Origin of the sequence: Duganella sacchari (assembly GCF_900143065.1) — a bacterium.
GTDB lineage: Bacteria > Pseudomonadota > Gammaproteobacteria > Burkholderiales > Burkholderiaceae_D > Rugamonas > Rugamonas sacchari.
The window spans coordinates 423,669-442,869 of sequence record NZ_FRCX01000007.1 but is presented as its reverse complement, the minus strand read 5'-3'; the positions used below and the strand labels follow the sequence as shown (position 1 = coordinate 442,869).

General features: G+C 62.1%; 19 protein-coding genes and 4 tRNA genes. 13 read left to right on the top strand and 10 right to left on the bottom strand.

Annotated features, from left to right (window positions below; translation table 11 throughout):
* Positions 1 to 60 precede the first annotated feature (60 nt).
* Both BUA36_RS18360 and BUA36_RS18350 read left to right on the top strand, forming a co-directional pair.
* A tRNA-Leu gene (locus BUA36_RS18360) sits at positions 61 to 145 on the top strand.
* Between the two features lie 218 nt (positions 146 to 363).
* A tRNA-Leu gene (locus BUA36_RS18350) sits at positions 364 to 448 on the top strand.
* 50 nt (positions 449 to 498) lie between these two features.
* Here the strand turns inward: BUA36_RS18350 and BUA36_RS18345 are convergent.
* Positions 499 to 1,245 carry a substrate-binding periplasmic protein gene (locus BUA36_RS18345; RefSeq protein ID WP_072786744.1) on the bottom strand — a complete coding sequence of 249 codons (747 nt, stop codon included), beginning with the start codon at positions 1,243 to 1,245 and terminating at the stop codon, positions 499 to 501.
* Between the two features lie 181 nt (positions 1,246 to 1,426).
* On the opposite strand from BUA36_RS18345, the gene BUA36_RS18340 reads away from it, so the two are divergent.
* Positions 1,427 to 1,511: transfer RNA gene (locus BUA36_RS18340), tRNA-Leu, on the top strand.
* Positions 1,512 to 1,539: 28 nt separating this feature from the next.
* Positions 1,540 to 1,624 (top strand) — tRNA-Leu (locus tag BUA36_RS18335).
* 69 nt (positions 1,625 to 1,693) lie between these two features.
* Here the strand turns inward: BUA36_RS18335 and BUA36_RS18330 are convergent.
* Positions 1,694 to 2,542 carry an SDR family oxidoreductase gene (locus BUA36_RS18330; protein WP_072786743.1) on the bottom strand — a complete coding sequence of 283 codons (849 nt, stop codon included), beginning with the start codon at positions 2,540 to 2,542 and terminating at the stop codon, positions 1,694 to 1,696.
* Positions 2,543 to 2,636: 94 nt separating this feature from the next.
* Between BUA36_RS18330 and BUA36_RS18325 the strand changes: the two genes are divergently transcribed.
* The 8 genes from BUA36_RS18325 (at position 2,637) to BUA36_RS18290 (ending at position 12,375) form a co-directional block, all read left to right on the top strand.
* A complete protein-coding gene (locus tag BUA36_RS18325) occupies positions 2,637 to 3,059 on the top strand; it encodes a winged helix-turn-helix transcriptional regulator (protein ID WP_072786742.1) in 423 nt (140 codons plus the stop codon).
* Positions 3,060 to 3,129: 70 nt separating this feature from the next.
* The gene (locus BUA36_RS18320; RefSeq protein ID WP_072786741.1) at positions 3,130 to 5,328 is read left to right on the top strand and encodes an ATP-binding protein; all 2,199 of its coding nucleotides are present in this window, start codon (positions 3,130 to 3,132) and stop codon (positions 5,326 to 5,328) included.
* Positions 5,329 to 5,425: 97 nt separating this feature from the next.
* Positions 5,426 to 6,583, top strand: a complete 1,158-nt coding sequence (locus BUA36_RS18315) for a GGDEF domain-containing protein (RefSeq protein ID WP_072786740.1) — start codon at positions 5,426 to 5,428, stop codon at positions 6,581 to 6,583.
* A gap of 3 nt (positions 6,584 to 6,586) precedes the next feature.
* Complete coding sequence (locus BUA36_RS18310) at positions 6,587 to 6,799, top strand: hypothetical protein (protein ID WP_072786739.1); 213 nt, start codon at positions 6,587 to 6,589, stop codon at positions 6,797 to 6,799.
* A 70-nt stretch (positions 6,800 to 6,869) separates the two neighbouring features.
* Positions 6,870 to 7,418 (top strand): phasin family protein, encoded by a 549-nt coding sequence (locus BUA36_RS18305; RefSeq protein WP_072786738.1) that lies wholly within the window; start codon positions 6,870 to 6,872, stop codon positions 7,416 to 7,418.
* A gap of 175 nt (positions 7,419 to 7,593) precedes the next feature.
* The gene (locus tag BUA36_RS18300; RefSeq protein ID WP_072786737.1) at positions 7,594 to 9,234 is read left to right on the top strand and encodes a VRR-NUC domain-containing protein; all 1,641 of its coding nucleotides are present in this window, start codon (positions 7,594 to 7,596) and stop codon (positions 9,232 to 9,234) included.
* Positions 9,231 to 11,561 (top strand): ATP-dependent DNA helicase, encoded by a 2,331-nt coding sequence (locus BUA36_RS18295; protein WP_072786736.1) that lies wholly within the window; start codon positions 9,231 to 9,233, stop codon positions 11,559 to 11,561. The genes BUA36_RS18300 and BUA36_RS18295 overlap by 4 nt, the downstream gene beginning before the upstream one ends.
* Positions 11,562 to 11,610: 49 nt before the next feature.
* Complete coding sequence (locus BUA36_RS18290; protein ID WP_072786735.1) at positions 11,611 to 12,375, top strand: SDR family oxidoreductase; 765 nt, start codon at positions 11,611 to 11,613, stop codon at positions 12,373 to 12,375.
* A gap of 2 nt (positions 12,376 to 12,377) precedes the next feature.
* Here BUA36_RS18290 and BUA36_RS18285 read toward each other — a convergent pair whose 3' ends face one another.
* Both BUA36_RS18285 and BUA36_RS18280 read right to left on the bottom strand, forming a co-directional pair.
* Positions 12,378 to 12,797 (bottom strand): DUF4019 domain-containing protein, encoded by a 420-nt coding sequence (locus BUA36_RS18285; RefSeq protein WP_072786734.1) that lies wholly within the window; start codon positions 12,795 to 12,797, stop codon positions 12,378 to 12,380.
* A 71-nt stretch (positions 12,798 to 12,868) separates the two neighbouring features.
* Complete coding sequence (locus tag BUA36_RS18280; RefSeq protein ID WP_072786733.1) at positions 12,869 to 13,585, bottom strand: MgtC/SapB family protein; 717 nt, start codon at positions 13,583 to 13,585, stop codon at positions 12,869 to 12,871.
* Between the two features lie 336 nt (positions 13,586 to 13,921).
* Between BUA36_RS18280 and BUA36_RS18275 the strand changes: the two genes are divergently transcribed.
* Entirely contained in the window at positions 13,922 to 14,935 is a 1,014-nt protein-coding gene (locus tag BUA36_RS18275; RefSeq protein WP_072786732.1) for a DUF5694 domain-containing protein, read from the top strand.
* 18 nt (positions 14,936 to 14,953) lie between these two features.
* Here BUA36_RS18275 and BUA36_RS18270 read toward each other — a convergent pair whose 3' ends face one another.
* From BUA36_RS18270 to BUA36_RS18250, 6 genes are all read right to left on the bottom strand, one after another.
* A complete protein-coding gene (locus BUA36_RS18270; protein WP_072786731.1) occupies positions 14,954 to 15,685 on the bottom strand; it encodes a LytR/AlgR family response regulator transcription factor in 732 nt (243 codons plus the stop codon).
* A gap of 3 nt (positions 15,686 to 15,688) precedes the next feature.
* The gene (locus BUA36_RS18265) at positions 15,689 to 16,768 is read right to left on the bottom strand and encodes a sensor histidine kinase (RefSeq protein ID WP_072786730.1); all 1,080 of its coding nucleotides are present in this window, start codon (positions 16,766 to 16,768) and stop codon (positions 15,689 to 15,691) included.
* Entirely contained in the window at positions 16,768 to 17,472 is a 705-nt protein-coding gene (locus BUA36_RS18260) for a LiaI-LiaF-like domain-containing protein (protein WP_072786729.1), read from the bottom strand. Before BUA36_RS18260 ends, BUA36_RS18265 begins: the two co-directional genes overlap by 1 nt.
* Positions 17,469 to 17,846, bottom strand: a complete 378-nt coding sequence (locus tag BUA36_RS18255) for a LiaF transmembrane domain-containing protein (RefSeq protein WP_072786728.1) — start codon at positions 17,844 to 17,846, stop codon at positions 17,469 to 17,471. Before BUA36_RS18255 ends, BUA36_RS18260 begins: the two co-directional genes overlap by 4 nt.
* Before the next feature lie 144 nt (positions 17,847 to 17,990).
* Entirely contained in the window at positions 17,991 to 18,149 is a 159-nt protein-coding gene (locus BUA36_RS30780; RefSeq protein WP_167544314.1) for a hypothetical protein, read from the bottom strand.
* Between the two features lie 160 nt (positions 18,150 to 18,309).
* Positions 18,310 to 19,191, bottom strand: a complete 882-nt coding sequence (locus BUA36_RS18250; protein WP_072786727.1) for a LysR family transcriptional regulator — start codon at positions 19,189 to 19,191, stop codon at positions 18,310 to 18,312.
* Between the last annotated feature and the right edge of the window lie 10 nt (positions 19,192 to 19,201).

The window sequence follows — 19,201 nt, the reverse complement described above, 5'->3', positions numbered from 1 at the left end:
TTCATCTGGCGCGAAACTCTCCCGGTCGATATAATAACAGAGTTGTTCAGAAGTATCATTGCCCACGTGGCGGAATTGGTAGACGCGCATGGTTCAGGTCCATGTGCCGCAAGGTGTGGGGGTTCGAGTCCCTCCGTGGGCACCAAAAATTCCGTAAAAAGCCGTCTGGCTGAGTGCATTCAGGATCGCATTCAAGCCAGGCGGCTTTTTTCATTTCCGGCCATCCTTGGCGGCCAGCACGCCGCGACACGACAGGATTAAAAACTTTCGAAAAACAAGTTGCGCGCCCTTGACGATACCCCTCCCCTCCCGTAAGATACTGGCCTCTGATGCAGACAACGCAGCAGAGCAAAGCAGCAAAATGCCCACGTGGCGGAATTGGTAGACGCGCATGGTTCAGGTCCATGTGCCGCAAGGTGTGGGGGTTCGAGTCCCTCCGTGGGCACCAAAAATTCCGCAAAAAAGCCGCAAACATCCCTCAGGAGTTTGCGGCTTTTTTCATTTCAGCACCCGCAAATACTCGGCATACCTGCCGCTCTCCTTCAGCCGCCTCAGCCCCTTGTTGAACAAGGCCAGATAGCGCACGTTATCCGCATGCTCCTTGTTCAGCAGCAGATGGTAGTGGGTGATGTTATACGGGTGCACATCCCAGGTGATCTGCTCCGCCTCGGCCGGCGTCAGCGTACTGCGCATGATCTGGCGCCCCACATCGAGATTCGACGGAAACACATCAAATCGCCGCGCCAGCAGCTTGCGGAAATTTTGCTCGTCGCTGGCCGCCGTGCGATCGACCTGGATGAACGGGTATTTATCAAACGCATACTCATAACCCGCCGTGCCGCCCACGCGCACCTTGGCCAGCGCCGCATAACCCTGCCAGCGGAACGGAAACGTCTTCAGATGGAAAAATACCGACTGACCATCAAACACGGCGTCGCTGATATGGAAGCGGCGTTCGCGCTCCGTGTCGCGCCCCAGCGTGCTCCACACCATGGTGCCGTTGACGCCCTCGCCTGCGCCTTCAACGTAGGCGCGGCTCCAGGGCCGGAACAGGTAGCGCACCTCCACGCCTTCCAGCGCAAACGCCTCGCTGACGATGCGCGACAGCGGTCCGTAATGCGGCAAGCTGGGGGAAATATAGGGCAGCCACTCGCCGCTCGTCAGCGTGACGACTTCAGTGGCGCGGACACTGGCCGACAGCACCAGCAAACCGGCCACAGCCAATGGGCTCAGGGACGCGAACATTGCGCAGGCAGGTACGGTATCGAAAGAAACTTGATTATGCGGGAACTCGGCACACAAGTAAAAAGCGAAATAATTTCACAAAAGCAGCAGTTTGCTATTGACGAGCACCCGTACGGCCTTTAAGATGCGTGCCTTCTGTTGCAGAACAAGCAGCAGGAAGTAGCAGCAAGACAGTATCAGCGCCCACGTGGCGGAATTGGTAGACGCGCATGGTTCAGGTCCATGTGCCGCAAGGTGTGGGGGTTCGAGTCCCTCCGTGGGCACCAAGCGCTGATTTCTGTTGATGTTACAAATGCCCACGTGGCGGAATTGGTAGACGCGCATGGTTCAGGTCCATGTGCCGCAAGGTGTGGGGGTTCGAGTCCCTCCGTGGGCACCAAAAATTCCGTAGAAAAGCCGTCTGGCTGAATGCATTCAGGATCGCATTCAAGTCAGACGGCTTTTTTCATTACAGCGCCGCTTTGACAGCCGCGCTCAGCGACACGGTCGGATGACCGATCAGCTTGCCCAGCACGCCGCTGTCATCAAACAGCACGCCCTTGGCGGCCTGGGCGTCGGAATCGGCGATCAACTCGGCCAGCGGCACTGGCAATCCCACATTCACCAGCAGATCACGGTACTCCGCTTGCGGCAGGTTGTGGAACGGGATGTCCTTGCCGCTCTGGCGCGACACCTCAGCCGCCAGGTCCGCCAGCGTGAACGCGCTATCGCCCGCCAGTTCATACACCTGCTCTACCGCGCCAGACTGGGTCAGCACCACGGCCGCCGCTTCCGCATAGTCGGAACGCGCCGCCGCCGAGATGCGGCCTTCGCCCGCGCCGCCCGCCAGCGCATTGTGCGCCAACGCCGCGCCCAGGCTGCCGGTGTAGTTTTCCACATACCAGCCGTTGCGCAGCAAGGTGTAAGGCAGACCCGAGGCGCGCACTGCGTCTTCGGTTGCGCGGTGTTCCGCCGCCAGGTCCAGCGTCGAACGGTCCGCATGCAGCACGCTGGTGTAGGCCAGCAGGCCGACCTTGGCGCGGGCGGCGGCATCGATGGCGTTGCGGTGCTGGGCCACGCGGTTGCCCAGGTCATTCGACGAAATCAGCAGCACCTTGGTGGCGCCCTGGAAGGCGGCATCCAGCGAGGCCGGATCGGTATAGTCGGCGCGGCGCACCTGCACGCCCTGCGCGGCCAGGTCAGCCGCCTTGGCGCGGTCGCGCACAGCGGCGACGATCTGCGCGGCCGGCGTGGTTTTGAGCAGGTTGGCAATCACGAGACGGCCCAGTTGGCCGGTTGCTGCGGTAACGACGATCATGTGGTTCTCCTTAAAAAGATGGATGAGCCCATCATATAGGCTATACTTACGAAATGTAAGTACGTACATTTTGGTAAGTACCCCAGGAGCGACCATGAACCAGCCCAAGACCAGCAAATCCCTGCGCAAAGCCATCCAGGAAGCCAATCAGGACCCACAGCGCGCCCAGGTGATGGCCGCCGATTGCCCGTCGCGCGCGGTGCTGGGCCATATCACCAGCCGCTGGGGCGTGCTGGTGCTGGTGATGTTGCTCGAACGCACCCACCGTTTCAGCGAACTGCGCCGCGCCGTCGGCGGCGTCAGCGAAAAAATGCTGGCGCAGACGCTAGACGCCCTGGCCTACGACGGCATGGTGCTGCGTGTCGCCCATCAGGTTGTGCCGCCTCACGTGGAATACAGCCTCACGCCACTGGGCCGCGCAGCGGCGGAACGGCTGGAAGTGCTGGTCGACTGGATCGAGGACAACTTCCCGCAGATCCAGCAAGCCCAGCAAGCGGTCACACTAAAGGCAGCATGACACTGGCAGTTGATGGCGAACTTGTAATACACTGGGTTCACGCCGCCTTGCGGAGCCGCACCAGCCAGACATGATGCCGCCGTTCTCATCCGATCAGCCGCAAACCATCCTGATTGCCGCCATTGCGGCATATGACGCTGGCGCACTGCAACGCATGCTGGTGCGGCACAATTTCGAGGTGCAGGCCGTCAGCCGCGGCGACGAGGCGCTGGCCATCGCGCGCGGCGGCAACGTCGCGCTGGCACTGCTGGACGTGGCGCTGGCCGGCAGCGCCAGCCTGGAACTGTGCTCACGCTTGCAGCAAGCTAGCCAGCGGCCGCTGCCCGTGTTCCTGCTGTCCGCCCACCCTGGCGACGAAGAACGCAGCCGCGCCTACGAAGCCGGCGCCGCCGCCTACCTGCCGATGAGCTTTAACGTCGACGACATGGCGGAAAAAATCCTGCTGCACCTGCACGCGATTTCGCCGGCGCCGGTGCAGGCCGGCATGCCCACCATGGCCACGCTGGAAGTCAATTACCACACCATGCTGGCCGGTTCGCCGGACGCCATCGTGCTCATGCAGCGCGGCACCAACCGCATCCTCGACGTCAACCGCCGCACGCGCCAGCTGTTCGGCATGACCGAAACCGAACTGATCCAGACCGATTTGCAATCCCTGTGCCCACCCATGCAGCCGGACGGCCAACTGTCCGAGCACGTGCTGCTGGTCGCTCTGGAACAGGTGATGGCGGGCGAAGTGCGGGTGTTCGAGCTGGAAATGCTGCACAGCTCCGGCCGCCCGCTCGCATGCGAGCTGCGCATGGTGCCGCTGACCACGCAGGAACACCGGCTGATGCATGTCCGCATCGTCGACGTCACACCGCGCAAGCTCGCGGCCGAACTACGCGACGGCAAGAACGCGCTGCTGGAAATGATCGCCCGCGGCGCGCCGCTGCCCGAAACGCTGGACCGCCTGGTGCGCCTCATCGAAGCCCAGCTCGAGGGCGGCCATTGCACCGTCATGCTGCTCAATCCGGATGGCGTGACGGTACAGAGCGCGGCCGGCCCCACCATGCCGGCGGACTACATGAACGCGCTCAACGGCCTGCCAATCGGCCCCGCCGCCGGCTCCTGCGGCACGGCCATGTTCCGCAAGGAGACCGTGATCGTCAGCGACATCCTCAACAATCCGCTGTGGGCGCCCTACCGCAACGCCGCCGCCCACTACGGCTTGCGCGCCTGCTGGTCGATGCCCATCCTGCTCGACAAGGACACCGTGCTGGGCTCGTTCGCGATGTACTACCAAGACATCCGTTCGCCGAATGAGGAAGACCGCCGCCTGATCCACACCGCCAGCCACCTGGCCGGTATCGCCATCGCCCGCACGCGGCGCGAAGAAGAATTGCAGCGCCACCGCGAACATCTGGAAGAGCTGGTCTCCGCCCGCACGGCGGAGCTGCAGCAGGCCAAGGAAGACGCTGAACACATCAATGAAGAACTCACCACCGCGCTCGACAACCTGAGCATGACGCAAGAGGAACTGGTGCGGCGCGACAAGCTGGCCGCGCTGGGTTCGCTCGTGGCCGGTGTCGCCCACGAGCTCAACACCCCGATCGGCAACAGCCTGACCATGGCCAGCAGCATGAGCGAACGCACAGCCGGGCTGCGGCGCGATATGGAAAGCGGCCTGCGCCGCTCGGTGCTGGAAGCCTATCTGGAGCAGGCCGCCAGCGCCGACGACGTCGTGCTGCGCAATCTGAACCGCGCCGCCGCGCTGGTGGCCAGCTTCAAGCGCATCGCCGTGGACGGCGGCAACACCCAGCGCGACCATTTCAAACTCGGCGACGTGGTGGCCGAACTGCTGCAATCGATGCAGGGCCAGGTACGCCAGCGCGGCCTGGACCTCATCGAAGACGTCGATCACTGGCTGGAAATGGACAGCTACCCCGGCCCGCTGACGCAGGCGCTGCAACACCTCATCGAAAACAGCCTGGTGCATGGTTTTGACGGCAGACGCAGCGGCAGCATCACCCTGTCCGCGCATGACAGCGGCAACGGCGAAATCGCCATCACGCTGAGCGACACGGGCGTCGGCATCCCGGCCGACAATCTGCCCAGGATTTACGATCCCTTCTTCACCACCCGGCTAGGCTCGGGCGGTTCCGGCCTTGGTTTGTATATTACACACAACATTGTCACCGGCATGCTGGGCGGGCGCATCGAGGCGGCCAGCACGCCGGGCCAAGGCAGCAGCTTCATGTTGCGCCTGCCCAAGGTCGCCCCGCTATAAACCGGCCTGAAACTTTTTCCCGCTCCGCAATTGTTGCAGTCGTATAATTGACCGTATCAGACCGGCAAGCAGCCGGCCAATAGCGGAGACACGCGGCATGCCCCCTACCCCCATTCCGTCCAGGACAAATGAAGTGGCGCCACTACGCTGCGAGTTCTGTGACGCCGCCACGGAAACCGAGTTCCTGCGCCACCACCTGGCCATGACGCAGGCGCAGCAGCGCGTGACCTTCCTGTTCTGCTCGCTGTTCTACCTGTGTTTTGCGCTGACCGACCTGATCTGGGTCGGCTACGAATTCAAGACCTGCCTGCTGGTCGGCGCGCGGCTGGCCGTGGCGGCCGTGGTGCTGGCCTGCCTGGCCATGCTGAAACGGCGGCCTGACTCCATCCCGTTCACGCGCACCGCCGCCAGCATCGTGGAAGTGGCTGGCGCAGGCGGTTTCCTGCTGATCGCCGCACTGCGGCCCAGCGAATTCTCGCTGCATGCGATCTCGATGTCGATTGTCGTCATCGTGCTCTACATCTACATCCCCAACCGGCTGCTGTACGCGGCAGCGATTTCCGCCGCCGCCACCGCGCTATTCATCCTGCTGGCACGCTGGTTGGGCAATATGCCCACGGTAGAACTGTCCACCGTGGCGGCCCTGCTGGTGCTGTGCAACCTGTTTGGCTACGTCGCCGCGCGCCGCTACCAGCTGCTGTGGCGCGAAGAATACAGCGCCCAGATGGTGCTGAAAAACCTGTCGGTGCGCGACCCGCTGACCGGCTGCTACAACCGTCGCCACCTGCACGACCGGCTGCTGGAAACAGAGATTTCGCGGGCCCAGCGCTACCGGCTCAGCCTGACCGTCATCATGTGCGACCTCGACCACTTCAAGGCCGTCAACGACACCTATGGCCACTACGGCGGCGACGCCGTGCTGCAGCACTTTGCCGGCCTGCTGCAATCGATGACGCGCGACAGCATCGACAGCGTGGTGCGCTACGGTGGCGAGGAATTCCTGCTGATCCTGCCGGAAACCGACCTGGCCGGCGGCGAACTGCTGGCCGAACGCCTGCGCCAGGGCTTTGCCGCCCACCCGGTCGAACACCAAGGCCAGCGCATCGCCGTCACCGCCAGTTTTGGCGTCGCCAGCGTCGACTTTGCGACCTCCACCCATGCGGCGCACGTCAATATGATCGCAGCGGCCGACGATTTGTTGTACGCTGCGAAAAACAGCGGCCGCAATCGCGTCTGCGCCAAACAACTGGTTTAAGGCATGAACACACTTACACGCAAGCTCGCCGCGTTACTGGCACTGGCCATCTGCTGCGGCGCACTGTCCGCCAAACCGGCGCCGTGGTGGCGCTGGAACAGCAAGATCGACCCGGCATCCACCGCCTGCGCGCAAACCTCGCCAGGAGAAGGCTGGGAGCGTGGCTACGGGCCGTATCAAGATGCCCGTTGCGAGAAATTACTTGTTACTAGATAATAAACTCACAAGAACACGGTTGAACCGGAATCGCTGCGCGCTGCATCCCACATCACTATGAGGAGACTGTATGTTTACGAATCCCGAGCAATTTGCCAACGTCACCAAAGCGCTGTTTGAATTTCAGCTGGAAACGTTCAACACCCTGACCAGTAAAACCGTGCAAGGCGTGGAACAAGTGATTGCGCTCAACTTGGCGACGGCCAAATCGCATCTGGAAGACAGCCTCGCGGCCGGCAAGGAAATCAGCCAGGCCAGCGATCCCAAAGCCGCCCTCCAGGCCGCCGCCGACAAGATCCAGCCCGGCGTCGCAGGCGCTGCGGCCTACCAGCAGCAACTGGGCGACATCATTGCCGAGATCCGCGAAGAATTCACCCGCGCGGCCGACGCCCATATGACCGAAGCCAAGAACAACCTGAGCGCGCTGATCCACGACGTCACCAAAAACGTCCGTCCCGGCTCGGAAAACGCCGTCCAGATCGTCAAAACCGCGATCGACAACGCCTTCACGGGCTACGAACAGGTCACCAAAGCCACCAAGCAAGCGGTACAGGCCGTAGAAAGCGAAATCGCCAAAGCCAACGCCATCGTCACCCCAGCCCCTCCGGCGAAAAAATAACCCCTAAATCCGGGGTCAGTTCTTGCAATCCAACACGGGCTCTGCCGTAGAAGTTATTACGGCAGAGCCCGTGTTGGATTGCAAGAACTGACCCCGGATTTTTTGCTGGGCTACCGGGGCCGAATGCGGTACACTGTACATAAATACAGTTAATCGCTCGTTCGCCCCCGCTACAATGATCAAGGTGCTTGAAAATCCATTCTATTATCTGGAGAATTTTCACCAGGTATTGGCATGGATAGCGGAACGCTACGACGATCTGCTCAACGCTGAAGAACGTCACTTTCTTTCAGTGTTCCCGTCCCTGCCGCAGGCTTCGCGCGCCCTGTTCGTCCGCATGGTGATGCGCAAGGGAACGCTGTTCCGCGCCAGCAAACTGGTGTACGCGGAAATCGGCAGCACCCACGAGGCGGCCCGTCCGCTGGCCAAGCTGGGCTTGATCGAGGAAGATCCCGCACTCGCGCTGGATGAGCTGTTCGAACTGCTGCAAAAGCCCGAGATCGTGAAGATCTTCCAGCTCGCGCCGCATGTCCGGCATCTGCGCAAGGCCGACCAGCTGGAGGCGCTGCGCGGGCAGTATGACGGCGAGCACCGCTTCTCCGGCTGGTACGCCAATTCCGGCGATCACGCTTACCGCAACCGTACACAGGAACTGTGCGACCGCCTGCGCCTGGTCTTCTTCGGCAATTACCATCAGGACTGGACCGAGTTCGTGCTGTCCGACCTCGGCATCTATCAGTACGAAAAAGTGGCGTTCTCGGCCGCCGCGCGCGGCTTCCGCAGCCGCCGCGATATCGATGACTTTCTCGCCATCCATCACTGCCACGAGCGCTTTGCCGACGGCGAGGAACCAGCTGCCGTGATCCGTGACCTGCCGCCCTGCGCGGACGACAATGAATGGCTGCGCAGCCGCCGCAACAAGCTGCTGTTCACCATCGCCCAGCATGTCGAGAAGCTGGCCGACTGGCCGGCCGCCTACGCGCTCTACGCCGATTGCGACTATCCCGGCGCCCGCGCCCGTGCCATCCGCGTGCTGGAAAAAGACGCGCAGCCGCGCGCGGCGTTCGACCTGCTGCAAACCGCCATGCAGGCGCCGGAAAGCGCGGCCGAACGCCAACAGCTGCTGCGCATGGCGCCGCGCCTCGCCCGCAAGCTGGGTCATGCCAAGCCGCCCGCAGTGGCCCTGGCGCAGGCCGAGCGCATCGATCTGAGCCTGCCGCCGCCGGAAGAAGCCAACTACGTCGAATTCGTCGTGCGCGACCACCTGACGCGCGAAGACGCGCCGGTCTACTATGTCGAAAACGCGCTGATTAATTCGCTGTTTGGCCTGCTGTGCTGGGACGCCGTGTTCTCGCCGATACCGGGCGCGTTCTTCCACCCCTACCATCGCGGCCCGGCCGATTTGCACAGCGCGGATTTCCAGCGCCGCCGCGCGCAGCAGTTTGCCGAGGCGCTGTCGCAGCTCGATGGCGAACAATACCGCGCCACCATCCGCGCCAATTACGCCGCCAAGTGCGGCATCCAGTCGCCGTTCCTGTACTGGGAGGCGATCGATGAAGCGTTGCTGGATCTGGCGCTGGACTGCATCCCCGCCGTCCACCTGAAGCGCGCCTTCGAGCGCATCCTGCTGGACATCAAATCCAATCGCAGCGGCTTCCCCGACCTGATTCAGTTTTGGCCGGCCGAACACCGTTACAACATGATCGAAGTAAAAGGCCCGGGCGACCGTCTGCAGGACAACCAGCTGCGCTGGATCGAATACTGCGCCGCGCACCAGATGCCGATTTCGGTCTGCTATCTGCAGTGGGCGGCATGACGCAGCCGGCCCGCTATACCATCGCCGTGCGCGCGCTGTGCGAGTTCACCGCCAAGACCGGCGACCTCGATCTGCGCTTCACGCCCTCGCCCACCGCGCAGGAAGGCATCGCCGGCCATGCCGTCGTCGCCTCGCGCCGCGATGACGACTACCAGACCGAAATCCCGCTGTCCGGCGACTGCGGCCCGCTGCATGTGCGCGGCCGCGCCGACGGTTACGACGTCCGTAGCAATCGTCTGGAAGAAGTCAAAACCTATCGCGGCGATTTGAAGAAGATGCCGGACAACCAGCGCGCGCTGCACTGGGCGCAGGTCAAGATCTACGGACACCTGCTGTGCCAGGATCAGGGCCTGTCGAAGATCCGCCTCGCACTGGTCTACTTCGACGTCGGCAGCCAGAAGGAAACCGTGCTGCATGAAGACCATACGGCGGCCGGCCTGCAAAACTACTTCGAACAGCAATGCGGCCTGTTCCTGCAATGGGCCGGACAGGAAATGGCGCACCGCGCGGAACGCGACCTGCAGCTGAAAGCCATGCGCTTCCCCTACGGCGATTTCCGCCCGGGCCAGCGCCAGCTTGCGGAAGCCATGTACCGCGCCAGCAATCGCGGCGTGTGCCTGCTGGCGCAAGCGCCGACCGGCATCGGCAAATCCGTCGGCAGCCTGTTCCCGATGCTGAAAGCCAGCGCCGAGCATGACATCGACAAGATCTTCTTCCTGGCGGCGAAGACCTCGGGCCGGCAGATGGCGCTGGATGCGGTGGACATCATCCGCGAAGGCGCGCCGCTGCTGCCTTTGCGTACGCTGGAACTGGCGGCCAAAAGCACCGCCTGCGTCAATCCGGACAGGGCCTGCCATGGCGAATCCTGTCCGCTGGCACAAGGTTTCTACGACCGCCTGCCGGCTGCGCGCCAGTCTGCGCTGGACATCATGGCGCCATCAGAAAGCGGCGGCGCACCGCCGTCGCTGGACCGCGAGACGCTGAAAGCCATCGCCCTCGCCCACAACGTCTGTCCGTATTATCTGAGCAGCGAGATGGCGCGCTGGTGCGACATCGTGATTGGCGATTACAACTACTACTTCGACATCAGCGCCATGCTGCATAGCCTGACGCAGCTCAACGACTGGAAGGTCAACGTGCTGGTGGATGAGGCGCACAACATGGTGTCCCGCGCGCGCAAGATGTACTCCGCCGACATGGAGCACGACAGCCTGCGCCTGCTGCGCAAGGTCGTGCCGGACGAACTGAAAAAACCGCTGGACCGCGTGCACAAGCAGTGGAACCAGCTGGAGAAAGACCAGACCGCCGAATACCAGTCCTACACGGCGCTGCCGGAAAAATTCATGGGCGCGCTGCAAACGGCGGCGACGGCGATTTCCGACTACATGGTCGATCATCCAGGCTACGTCGAACCGGACCTGCAAAGCTTCTACTTCAACGCGCTGATGTTCGGGCGCCTGGCGGAGAGTTTTGGCGACCATGCGCTGTTCGACATCGAGAAGCTGCAAGGTGCGCGCGCCAGCAATAGCAACTCCACCCTGTGCATCCGCAATATCGTGCCGGCGCCGTACCTGAAGCCGCGCTTTGAAAGCACGCGCACCACGGCGCTGTTCTCGGCCACGCTCAGCCCATGGAACTACTTCGGCGACATGCTCGGCATGCCGGAAACCACGGCCTGGGTGGATGTGGAGTCGCCATTTGTGGCGGAGCAGCTGTCGGTGCAGGTGGCGTCGCACATCTCCACGCGCTATCAGCACCGGCAACAGTCGCTGCGCCCGATCGCGGAGCTGATGGGCAAGCAGTATCGCAGCCAGCGCGGCAACTACCTGGCTTTCTTCAGCAGCTTTGACTACATGGAGAAAGCCGCCAACCAGTTCGCCGAACTGTATCCCGAGGTGCCGGTATGGCGCCAGTCGCGCCGCATGGAGGAGGCGGAGCGCGCCCAGTTCCTCGATCGCTTTACGCTGGACAGCGAAGGTATCGGCTTTGCCGTGCTGGGTGGCTCGTTCGGCGAAGGCGTGGACCTGCCGGGCGCTCGCCTGATCGGCGCGTTTGTGGCGACATTGGGCCTACCGCAAATCAATCCCGTCAACGAGCAGATACGCCAGCGCATGGAGACGACTTTCGGCGCGGGCTATGACTACACCTACACTTATCCGGGCATGCAGAAGGTGGTGCAGGCGGCGGGCCGCGTGATCCGCACGCAAACCGATCGCGGCACCGTCTATCTCATCGACGACCGCTTCGGCCGTCCGGAAATCCAGCAGCTGATGCCGCGCTGGTGGCGCATCGGGATTCAGGCGCAAGATACAGATATCCCCGTTTAGTGCCGGACCTTATCGTGGCGCCTGACCCAACACGATAAGGAGATCAGACATGAAACAGTTAGCGGGCAAAGTCGCCATCATCACTGGCGCCAGTTCCGGCATCGGCTATCACACCGCGCGCCTGTTTGCGCAACATGGCGCCAAGCTGGTGGTCACGGCCCGGCGTATCGAAGAACTCAACGTCCTGGTGGAGCAGATCCGGCAGGAAGACGGCGTGGCCATCGCGGTAGCCGGTGACATCCGCAACGAGCAGTTGGCCCAAAGGCTGGTGCAAACGGCCGAGGAGCGCTTTGGCGGTCTGGATATCGCCTTCAACAACGCCGGCACGATGGGGCCATCGGGTCCAATTCAGGACACGGACCTGCGCGACTGGAACGATACCCTGGCCATCAACCTGACCAGTGCCTTCCTCGGTGTGAAATACCAGATACCGGCCATGGCCGCGCGTGGCGGTGGCTCCATCATCTTCACGTCCACGTTTGTCGGCTACACGGTGGGCATGCCGGGCATGGGGGCTTACGCGGCCAGCAAGGCAGGCATGATCGGCCTGACGCAGGTGATTGCGGCGGAATGCGGCCGCCAGGGCATACGCGTCAATGCCCTGCTCCCGGGCGGCACCGATACGCCGATGGGCCGCGCCGCCACCGCAGCGCCGGAAGCGCGCCAGTTCGTCGAGAATCTGCACGCACTCAAGCGCATGGCGGAACCGCAGGAGATTGCGCAGTCCGCGCTGTACCTGGCATCCGACGCCTCCAGCTTTGTGACTGGCACCGCGCTGCTGGTGGACGGCGGCGTGTCGATCAACCGCACCTAGTCCTAGTTGAGGAAGTAGCCCGTCACGCGCCAGACGCCATCCGCGCCTTTCATCGGCGTCACCGTCTCGACGGCGGCGGGCTTCTTTGAAAACTGCGTTTTATATTGGATCACGACGTATTGGCCGGCCGGCGCGCCGGGCAAATTCTCTGTGTACGCTGCGGAAGCCAGGACCCGCTGTTCCATTTTCCCGACCGGCGTGCGAACCGCCCCTGCTGCCTTTTCCCAGTCCGACTTGGTCACTGCGGACTTGAACGGCTGCGCCGCCTGTTCCCACGTCGCCGCATACTGGCTTGAATCGACTAACGTCAGCCAGCTCTGTGCTGCCTGCTTTGCCTTTTCAACCGCGTCGGCATCGGCCGGCGCGGCAAAGGCGGTGGTCGCGGATAAAGCCAGAACAGCAGATGCGATGCACTTTTGCATGACAATGATCTCCTTGGTAATCACCCAAGCATATCATCCTGAGCGTCTGGAAAAATCCGCGCATTGTCACGCTACTCGCTGGTGCTCGGACTCCAGAATACCTGCTTCACCGCCGGCTTGACGGCCAGGTTGCGTATCAGGGCATCGAGTTCATCGCCATCCACGGAAGTCGCGGCAAGTGTCGCTTCAATCTCCACGTCCTCCTGCCCGAACGCGTGGATTTCGAGATCGCGCGCCGGATAGTTGGCGCGCTCCAGTTCCGCTTCAAGCAGCGCCAGCACCTGCTTCTGCTGCGCGCGTTCGGCGATGACATACACGGTGTTGGTGACCTCGGCCGATTCCACATCCAGCGGCTTGCGGTTGATGGTGTTGACGATGGGACGCAGCAGCGTATTCGCCGCCAGCACAAACACGGTGGCCAGCATCGCTTCCAGTATCAGGTCTGCGCCTGCCGCCGCGCCGACGGCCGCAGAGCCCCACAAAGTGGCAGCCGTATTCAGGCCACGCACATTGCCTTCTTCGCGCATGATGGCGCCAGCGCCCAGGAAGCCGATCCCTGACACCACGTAAGCCACGACATGCACGGCCGCCTCGCGGCCATTGAGACGATTCGCCATGTCGACAAACACCGCCGCGCCGACGGCCACCAGCACGTTGGTGCGCAGGCCGGCGGTACGCTGCCGGTACTGGCGCTCAAAGCCGATCATACCACCCAGAATAAAGGCGGCGGTCAGGCTGATCAGCGTATCGAGAAAGGAATCCAGGTTGATGTTTTGCAGTACTGCCATATTTTTCTCCTCAAGCCATCCGCGCACGGAGGCCGCCACCGAAGGCCGTGGCAAACGAATTACATGGGAAGCAGCTACAACGGCCAGCATCAGGCCGCAGATACCACTACCCGCCGGACAGGCGAGGTAGCGGCGCAATGAGAGACGCGGTTACCTTGCCTGTGGTTGGTCGATGAAAGATCGACTACTGGAACTGTCCACAGGAAGAACTCCTAAATTGAAAACTCGCGGATTGTACCATCGTCCATGCGATCGCAGACAACATGAACGAAACGATTGAGAGGTCTCCGATGTTTTCGTACACTGTCAATCTCATCATCAAGGAGGGCAGTCGGCATGAAGAAATGGGCAGTATGGATGTTGTTGGCCGTTCCATTTGCAGCACAGGCGCGGCTTGATTTGACGACGCTGGACAAAAACATGGCCGGTCCCCGTTCCAAGGTTCTGGTGCTGGGCACCATGCACTTGAATTCCATGCCGGCCGGCTTTAATCCCGCCGTCCTTGATCGTGTACTGGACCGGCTGGCCGCCTATCAACCCGACATCATCACCATTGAGGCGCTGCCCGGCGAAGAGTGCGATCTCGCCGCGCGCCAGCCGGCAAAATATGGCGCTGACTATTGCCCGCCAACTGACACTGCCGCCATCGCGGAGATGAACAGGATGTTCAAGACCTGGCCGTCGCAGCCGTCGCCGGACCAGCGGCGACATCTGGCAGCGGTGATGTTGGCAGCGAACGAACCTGCATCGGCGTATGTGCAATGGCTGCAACTGCCGGAAGCCGAACGCAAGACCGGCGACGGTCTGACGCCAGCACTGATCGACAAGCTGAAAGAAATCAGCGTGCGCAATAACGAGGACTACCAGATCGCCGCCCGCCTGGCCGCGCGCCTTGGTCTGCAGCGCGTCCACCCGGTAGACAATCACACCGGAGACAATATCAGCCTGCCTGACGAAAAGGCCTTTGGCAAATCCATTGAAGCCGCATGGGCATCTGACCGCGCAGCGCTGAACCAGCGCGAGAAACAGGAAGCCGTCTTGCGCCAGTCGACAGACTATCTGCCGCTCTACCGCTATCTCAACGAGCCTGAAAGCCTGCGCATTTACGCCGAGGCCAACATCGTCCCCGCGCTGCGCGCCAAATCGGCCGAGGGTTATCCGCAGATCTGGGTCGCGGGCTGGGAGGTGCGCAATCTGCGCATGGTGGCCAACATCCGCGAAACCTTCCGTGAAAAGCCTGGCGCCCGCGTGCTGTCGATCGTCGGTCTGTCGCACAAGCCATGGTTCGACAGCCTGCTGGGGCAGCTGCAGGGTGTGGACATGGTGGATGCCGCAGCCATCCTCAAGTAACTCAAGTAACTCAAGTCACTACTGGATCACCGCGCGGATTTTCTGGTAGCCGCTGCGGCTGATCGGCACACGGCTGGCGTCCTTCAGGATGGCGACATAGCTGTCCTTGGTTGCCTGTTCGATGCGGTCAACAAAGGCGATGTTGACGATCCATGAGCGGTGAATGCGCAGGAACTGCTCCGGGTCCAGCTGCTCTTCCAGCTCCGTCATGCGCTGGTTCTTGAGGTAGGACTTGCCTTCGGAACGGATCTGCACATAGTCGTCCTGCGCTTCCACATGCTCGATCTTGTCGGCATTGATGACGTGGACTTTGGCGCCGTCGCGTATCAGCACCCGGCCCAGCGGCTTGTTGCGGCCGGTGGCCTCGCGCACCATCTGCTCGATGGCGCCATCTTTCTTGCCCATGTTGGCGCGCGCATGCGCCAGCGCCTGGTCGAAGCGCTGCTGGCTGAAAGGCTTGAGCAGGTAATCCAGCGCATGAAATTCAAAGGCCTTGATCGCGTACTGGTCAAACGCCGTCGCAAAGATGTAGCGTGTTTTGCTGCCCGCCAGCTCGGCCACCTCAAAGCCGTCCAGTTTGGGCATCTGTATGTCCAGGAACACCAGATCCGGCGACAGCTCGGTAATCGCCTTCACCGCCTCGAAGCCGTTGGCGCATTCGGCCACCACCTCCACATCTGCATGCTCGGACAGATATTCGCGCACCACGCCGCGCGCCAGCATTTCATCGTCCACAATGATGATACGCATACCCTACTCCCCCTGTTCGCTCGTTTGCGCGGGCATTGTGATGTCCACGCCAAAGCTGTTCTCATGCCGGCCCCACTGGATCCCGGCTTCGTGTTTATATGCGCCAGATAAACGCTGGCGCACGTTGGTCAGTCCGATGCCATGACCTTCGCTGCGCAGCGACGACATGTCCTCATCCACCGGATTGGCCACGCGGATGTTGAGTATCGATCCCGCACGGTGTGCGCTGATCGTGATGGTGCCGCCCTCCGGCATATTGCAGATGCCATGCTTGACCGCGTTCTCCACCAGTGGCTGGATAATCATCGGCGGCACCAGGCATTCCGCAGCCCCCTCGCCCATCAGCTCCACCACCTGCAGCCGCTCGCCAAAGCGCACCTGCTCGATCGCCAGGAAGTGCCGTATCAGAACCATCTCTTCACCCAGCGTGACTTTCTTGTGCGCTTCCATCCCCAGGCTCTGGCGGAAGAAGCTGGCCAGTTCCAGCGTCATGCGCCGCGCTGCCTTGGGGTCCTGCGACGTCAGCGCGCTGATCGAGTTCAGGCTGTTGAACAGGAAGTGCGGATCGATCTGGGTGCGCAGCATGCGCAACTCGGCTTCCTGCGCCATCAGCAGCGACTCCAGCTCGCGTTGCTCCGCGCCCTTGGCCCGCACAAATTCGATCACCAGATAATGCAGCGCCGCCGCAAAGCCATACAGCAAAGTCCCCAGACCGACGAGCAGCAGGGACAGCTGCGAGGTGAACGCGATCCCGGCCCAGCTTACGCCCGGCAGCAGGCACAGGCTGTTCCACAAGCTGCCGATCAGCAGCCACAGGAACCCGGACACCAGCGCCGCCACGGTCAGCACCAGCGTAATCGATGCCGCGCGCCGGCTGCCCAGCGGGTAGGCCCGGCACAGATAATAGGCCGAGTAGCCCGACTCGAACGCATACACAAGGTTCATGGGAATCGCAAACAGCAAGGCATTGACCAGCGGCGTGCCGCTGGCTACCGAGATCACCCCGCCCAACGCACAGCCCAGAAACAGCCACACCAGCAGGTAGGTAATCAGTCCCTGCCGCGTGGAGGAAATCTCCTGCATCAGTTACGCACTTCCAGGCCGCCCATGATGACGTAGCCGCGCAGGATCAGACGCTTGCCGGACGCGCTGGGTGGTACGGTCTTTTCTTCAAAGCCGCCCATGATGGGCGTACCGTCGATCACCACGTTCCAGTCCACCGGCACCTTGATGGTAATGCCGCCAAACATGGCAAACACGGTCAGCACCGCGTCGCCGTTGATCGAGGACTGGCGCAGGTCCAGGTCGCAGCCGCCCATGATGGTGGTGATTTCACCGCCACGGAAATCCGGCGTCGTTACCCGGCGCTTGTAGCCGCCCATGATGGCCGTGACGTTGACGACGGAGTCGCCCCCGGCCTTCTCCAGCGACATGCCATCCTTTTCCATCGCGCTGCGGTTGATGCTGGACTTGTAGACCACGGCCACACCGGCGGCAATCATCAATACCGGCCACAGTGTGCGCCAGTCGACGTCCAGAATGCCCGTCTGCTTGAGCAGCACCACACAGCCAGCGGCGATCAGCACGCCGCCAATCACCATGCCGGACTGGGTACGGGTCTGCATCACTTTCAGGATACCGGCGCCGATCAGCACCATCGGTACCAGGTGCATGCGGAAGTTCAGGTCCACCCAGCCCAGGTTATCCAGTAAGAACAGCAAGCCGATGCCGATGACGAACAGGCCGATGGCCATTTGCGTGGCGGGAGTACGGTCGCGCGGTTTCATGCTTGCTCCTTGATCGATGCGAAGATATTGTCCAGCAAAGGCCGCAACAGCATGCCGATGCCCCAGGCGACCAGCAGCGCCGGCCAGGTCTGGCCGAAGCCCAGGCCCCAGATATGGTTAAAGGATACGTACCACCAGCCGGCGAAGAAGATCTCCCACAGGCCATTGGTGAAATGGCGCGGGGTGGTGGGTGGAATGATTTTGGTGAGGCCGCTGATGACGACCAGCCACGGCCAGTAGCGCCAGAAGTGTGCCGGATTCAGGTCCAGGTTCAGCATGTCGGTCTGCACCAGCAGGATGATGCTGCCAACGGCGATCATTGCCAGGCCCCAGACTAACTGCTTGCGCCAGCGGTATGCGGTTTCGACATCCATGTTATTTATCCCCCGTGTTTGTATGAATATAACAATACCGGGGAATGCTGGAAGGCGAAACCGCTATTCGGCGAACGGCGGAAAAGGCTCGGTGAACGGCGAAAAAAAACTCACGCTGTCGGCCAGGTGAGTTTTTGGGGGCGGTCAGTTGCGGCCGTTGCCGACTTTCTGCTCGAAGGCCATCAGGCCCCAGCCAAGCTGGCGGCGGATTTCTTCCGGGGTTGGCGGCGGCTTGATCTCCTGCGCACGGCGTTCGAGATAAGCCCGTACCAGGTGCTTGGAAGGATGCGTAGTCTGCGTCATGATGACCTCCATGTGGCGGCAACATCGTTGTTCTGGTGCCGATACTTGAGGCTATCGGCTGACCTGCTACCGGGCGAATCTGCGAATCTGCTCCAGGTACGCAAGGCCAGTGTAACGCCGTACAGCCGACTACTCTGTACGGGTCCGCACACTACGCCGCTCAGAGTTTTTGCTGTAAAAAATCGAGGAAGCAGCTGATCCGCTGGGCCAGCTGGGTATTGCGGTAGTAGACCGCATGGATCTGCTGGCGATAGCCGGTGTAGTCCGCTTCCAGCACCTTGACCAGGCGGCCTGTTTCGATATCGTCGCGCGTCATGAAGTCGGCCAGGCAAACGATGCCCTGTCCGGCCAGTGCCAGCTGGCGCAGCGTTTCGCCGCTGGAGGCGGAAACAGTCGGCGTCACGGTCAGGCTATTGCCGGCGGCATGGCGCAGCGGCCACTGGTTGCCCAGCTCGTACTGGACAAAGCCCAGCAACGCGTGCCGGGACAGTTCTTCCGGCGTCTGCGGCGTACCGTGCTGCGCCAGGTAGGCCGGGCTGGCCAGCACGTACAGCGGGCTGGAACTCAACGCCCGCGCATGCAGCGTAGAGTCGGTCAGCGCGCCGATGCGGATGGCGATGTCGGTACGGTGTTCGATCAGGTCGGCGATCTGGTCGTTGCTGCTTAACTCCAGACGGATTTCCGGGTACATGGCGCGGAATTCGGCCACGTGCGGTACCACGCAATGCAGCATGAACGGCGACGCGGCGTCCACGCACAGGCGGCCGGCCGGCTTCTGGCGGCGAATGCGGATCGTCTCTTCGGCTTCCTCCATCGCCCCCAGAATCGCGCGTGCGCGCTCCAGGAACAGATGGCCTTCTTCGGTCAGCTCCATGCGGCGCGTGGTACGCGTCAGCAGCGAGGTGGCCAGCTTATCCTCCAGCCGGGACAGCGCGCGGCTGACGCCGGACGTGGTCTGCCCCAGGTGCACCGAAGCAGCGCTCAGCGTGCCGCTATCGATGACAGTGATGAAGGTCTTTAAATCGTCGGAATTGATATCCACGGGTGTTCCA

What these genes read in the sequence shown, in the direction of transcription:
- BUA36_RS18345 (WP_072786744.1), bottom strand. Translation starts at nt 1,245, where the DNA reads ATGTTCGCGTCCCTGAGCCCATTGGCTGTGGCCGGTTTGCTGGTGCTG.
- BUA36_RS18330 (WP_072786743.1), bottom strand. Translation starts at nt 2,542, where the DNA reads ATGATCGTCGTTACCGCAGCAACCGGCCAACTGGGCCGTCTCGTGATT.
- BUA36_RS18325 (WP_072786742.1), top strand. Translation starts at nt 2,637, where the DNA reads ATGAACCAGCCCAAGACCAGCAAATCCCTGCGCAAAGCCATCCAGGAA.
- BUA36_RS18320 (WP_072786741.1), top strand. Translation starts at nt 3,130, where the DNA reads ATGATGCCGCCGTTCTCATCCGATCAGCCGCAAACCATCCTGATTGCC.
- BUA36_RS18315 (WP_072786740.1), top strand. Translation starts at nt 5,426, where the DNA reads ATGCCCCCTACCCCCATTCCGTCCAGGACAAATGAAGTGGCGCCACTA.
- BUA36_RS18310 (WP_072786739.1), top strand. Translation starts at nt 6,587, where the DNA reads ATGAACACACTTACACGCAAGCTCGCCGCGTTACTGGCACTGGCCATC.
- BUA36_RS18305 (WP_072786738.1), top strand. Translation starts at nt 6,870, where the DNA reads ATGTTTACGAATCCCGAGCAATTTGCCAACGTCACCAAAGCGCTGTTT.
- BUA36_RS18300 (WP_072786737.1), top strand. Translation starts at nt 7,594, where the DNA reads ATGATCAAGGTGCTTGAAAATCCATTCTATTATCTGGAGAATTTTCAC.
- BUA36_RS18295 (WP_072786736.1), top strand. Translation starts at nt 9,231, where the DNA reads ATGACGCAGCCGGCCCGCTATACCATCGCCGTGCGCGCGCTGTGCGAG.
- BUA36_RS18290 (WP_072786735.1), top strand. Translation starts at nt 11,611, where the DNA reads ATGAAACAGTTAGCGGGCAAAGTCGCCATCATCACTGGCGCCAGTTCC.
- BUA36_RS18285 (WP_072786734.1), bottom strand. Translation starts at nt 12,797, where the DNA reads ATGCAAAAGTGCATCGCATCTGCTGTTCTGGCTTTATCCGCGACCACC.
- BUA36_RS18280 (WP_072786733.1), bottom strand. Translation starts at nt 13,585, where the DNA reads ATGGCAGTACTGCAAAACATCAACCTGGATTCCTTTCTCGATACGCTG.
- BUA36_RS18275 (WP_072786732.1), top strand. Translation starts at nt 13,922, where the DNA reads ATGAAGAAATGGGCAGTATGGATGTTGTTGGCCGTTCCATTTGCAGCA.
- BUA36_RS18270 (WP_072786731.1), bottom strand. Translation starts at nt 15,685, where the DNA reads ATGCGTATCATCATTGTGGACGATGAAATGCTGGCGCGCGGCGTGGTG.
- BUA36_RS18265 (WP_072786730.1), bottom strand. Translation starts at nt 16,768, where the DNA reads ATGCAGGAGATTTCCTCCACGCGGCAGGGACTGATTACCTACCTGCTG.
- BUA36_RS18260 (WP_072786729.1), bottom strand. Translation starts at nt 17,472, where the DNA reads ATGAAACCGCGCGACCGTACTCCCGCCACGCAAATGGCCATCGGCCTG.
- BUA36_RS18255 (WP_072786728.1), bottom strand. Translation starts at nt 17,846, where the DNA reads ATGGATGTCGAAACCGCATACCGCTGGCGCAAGCAGTTAGTCTGGGGC.
- BUA36_RS30780 (WP_167544314.1), bottom strand. Translation starts at nt 18,149, where the DNA reads ATGACGCAGACTACGCATCCTTCCAAGCACCTGGTACGGGCTTATCTC.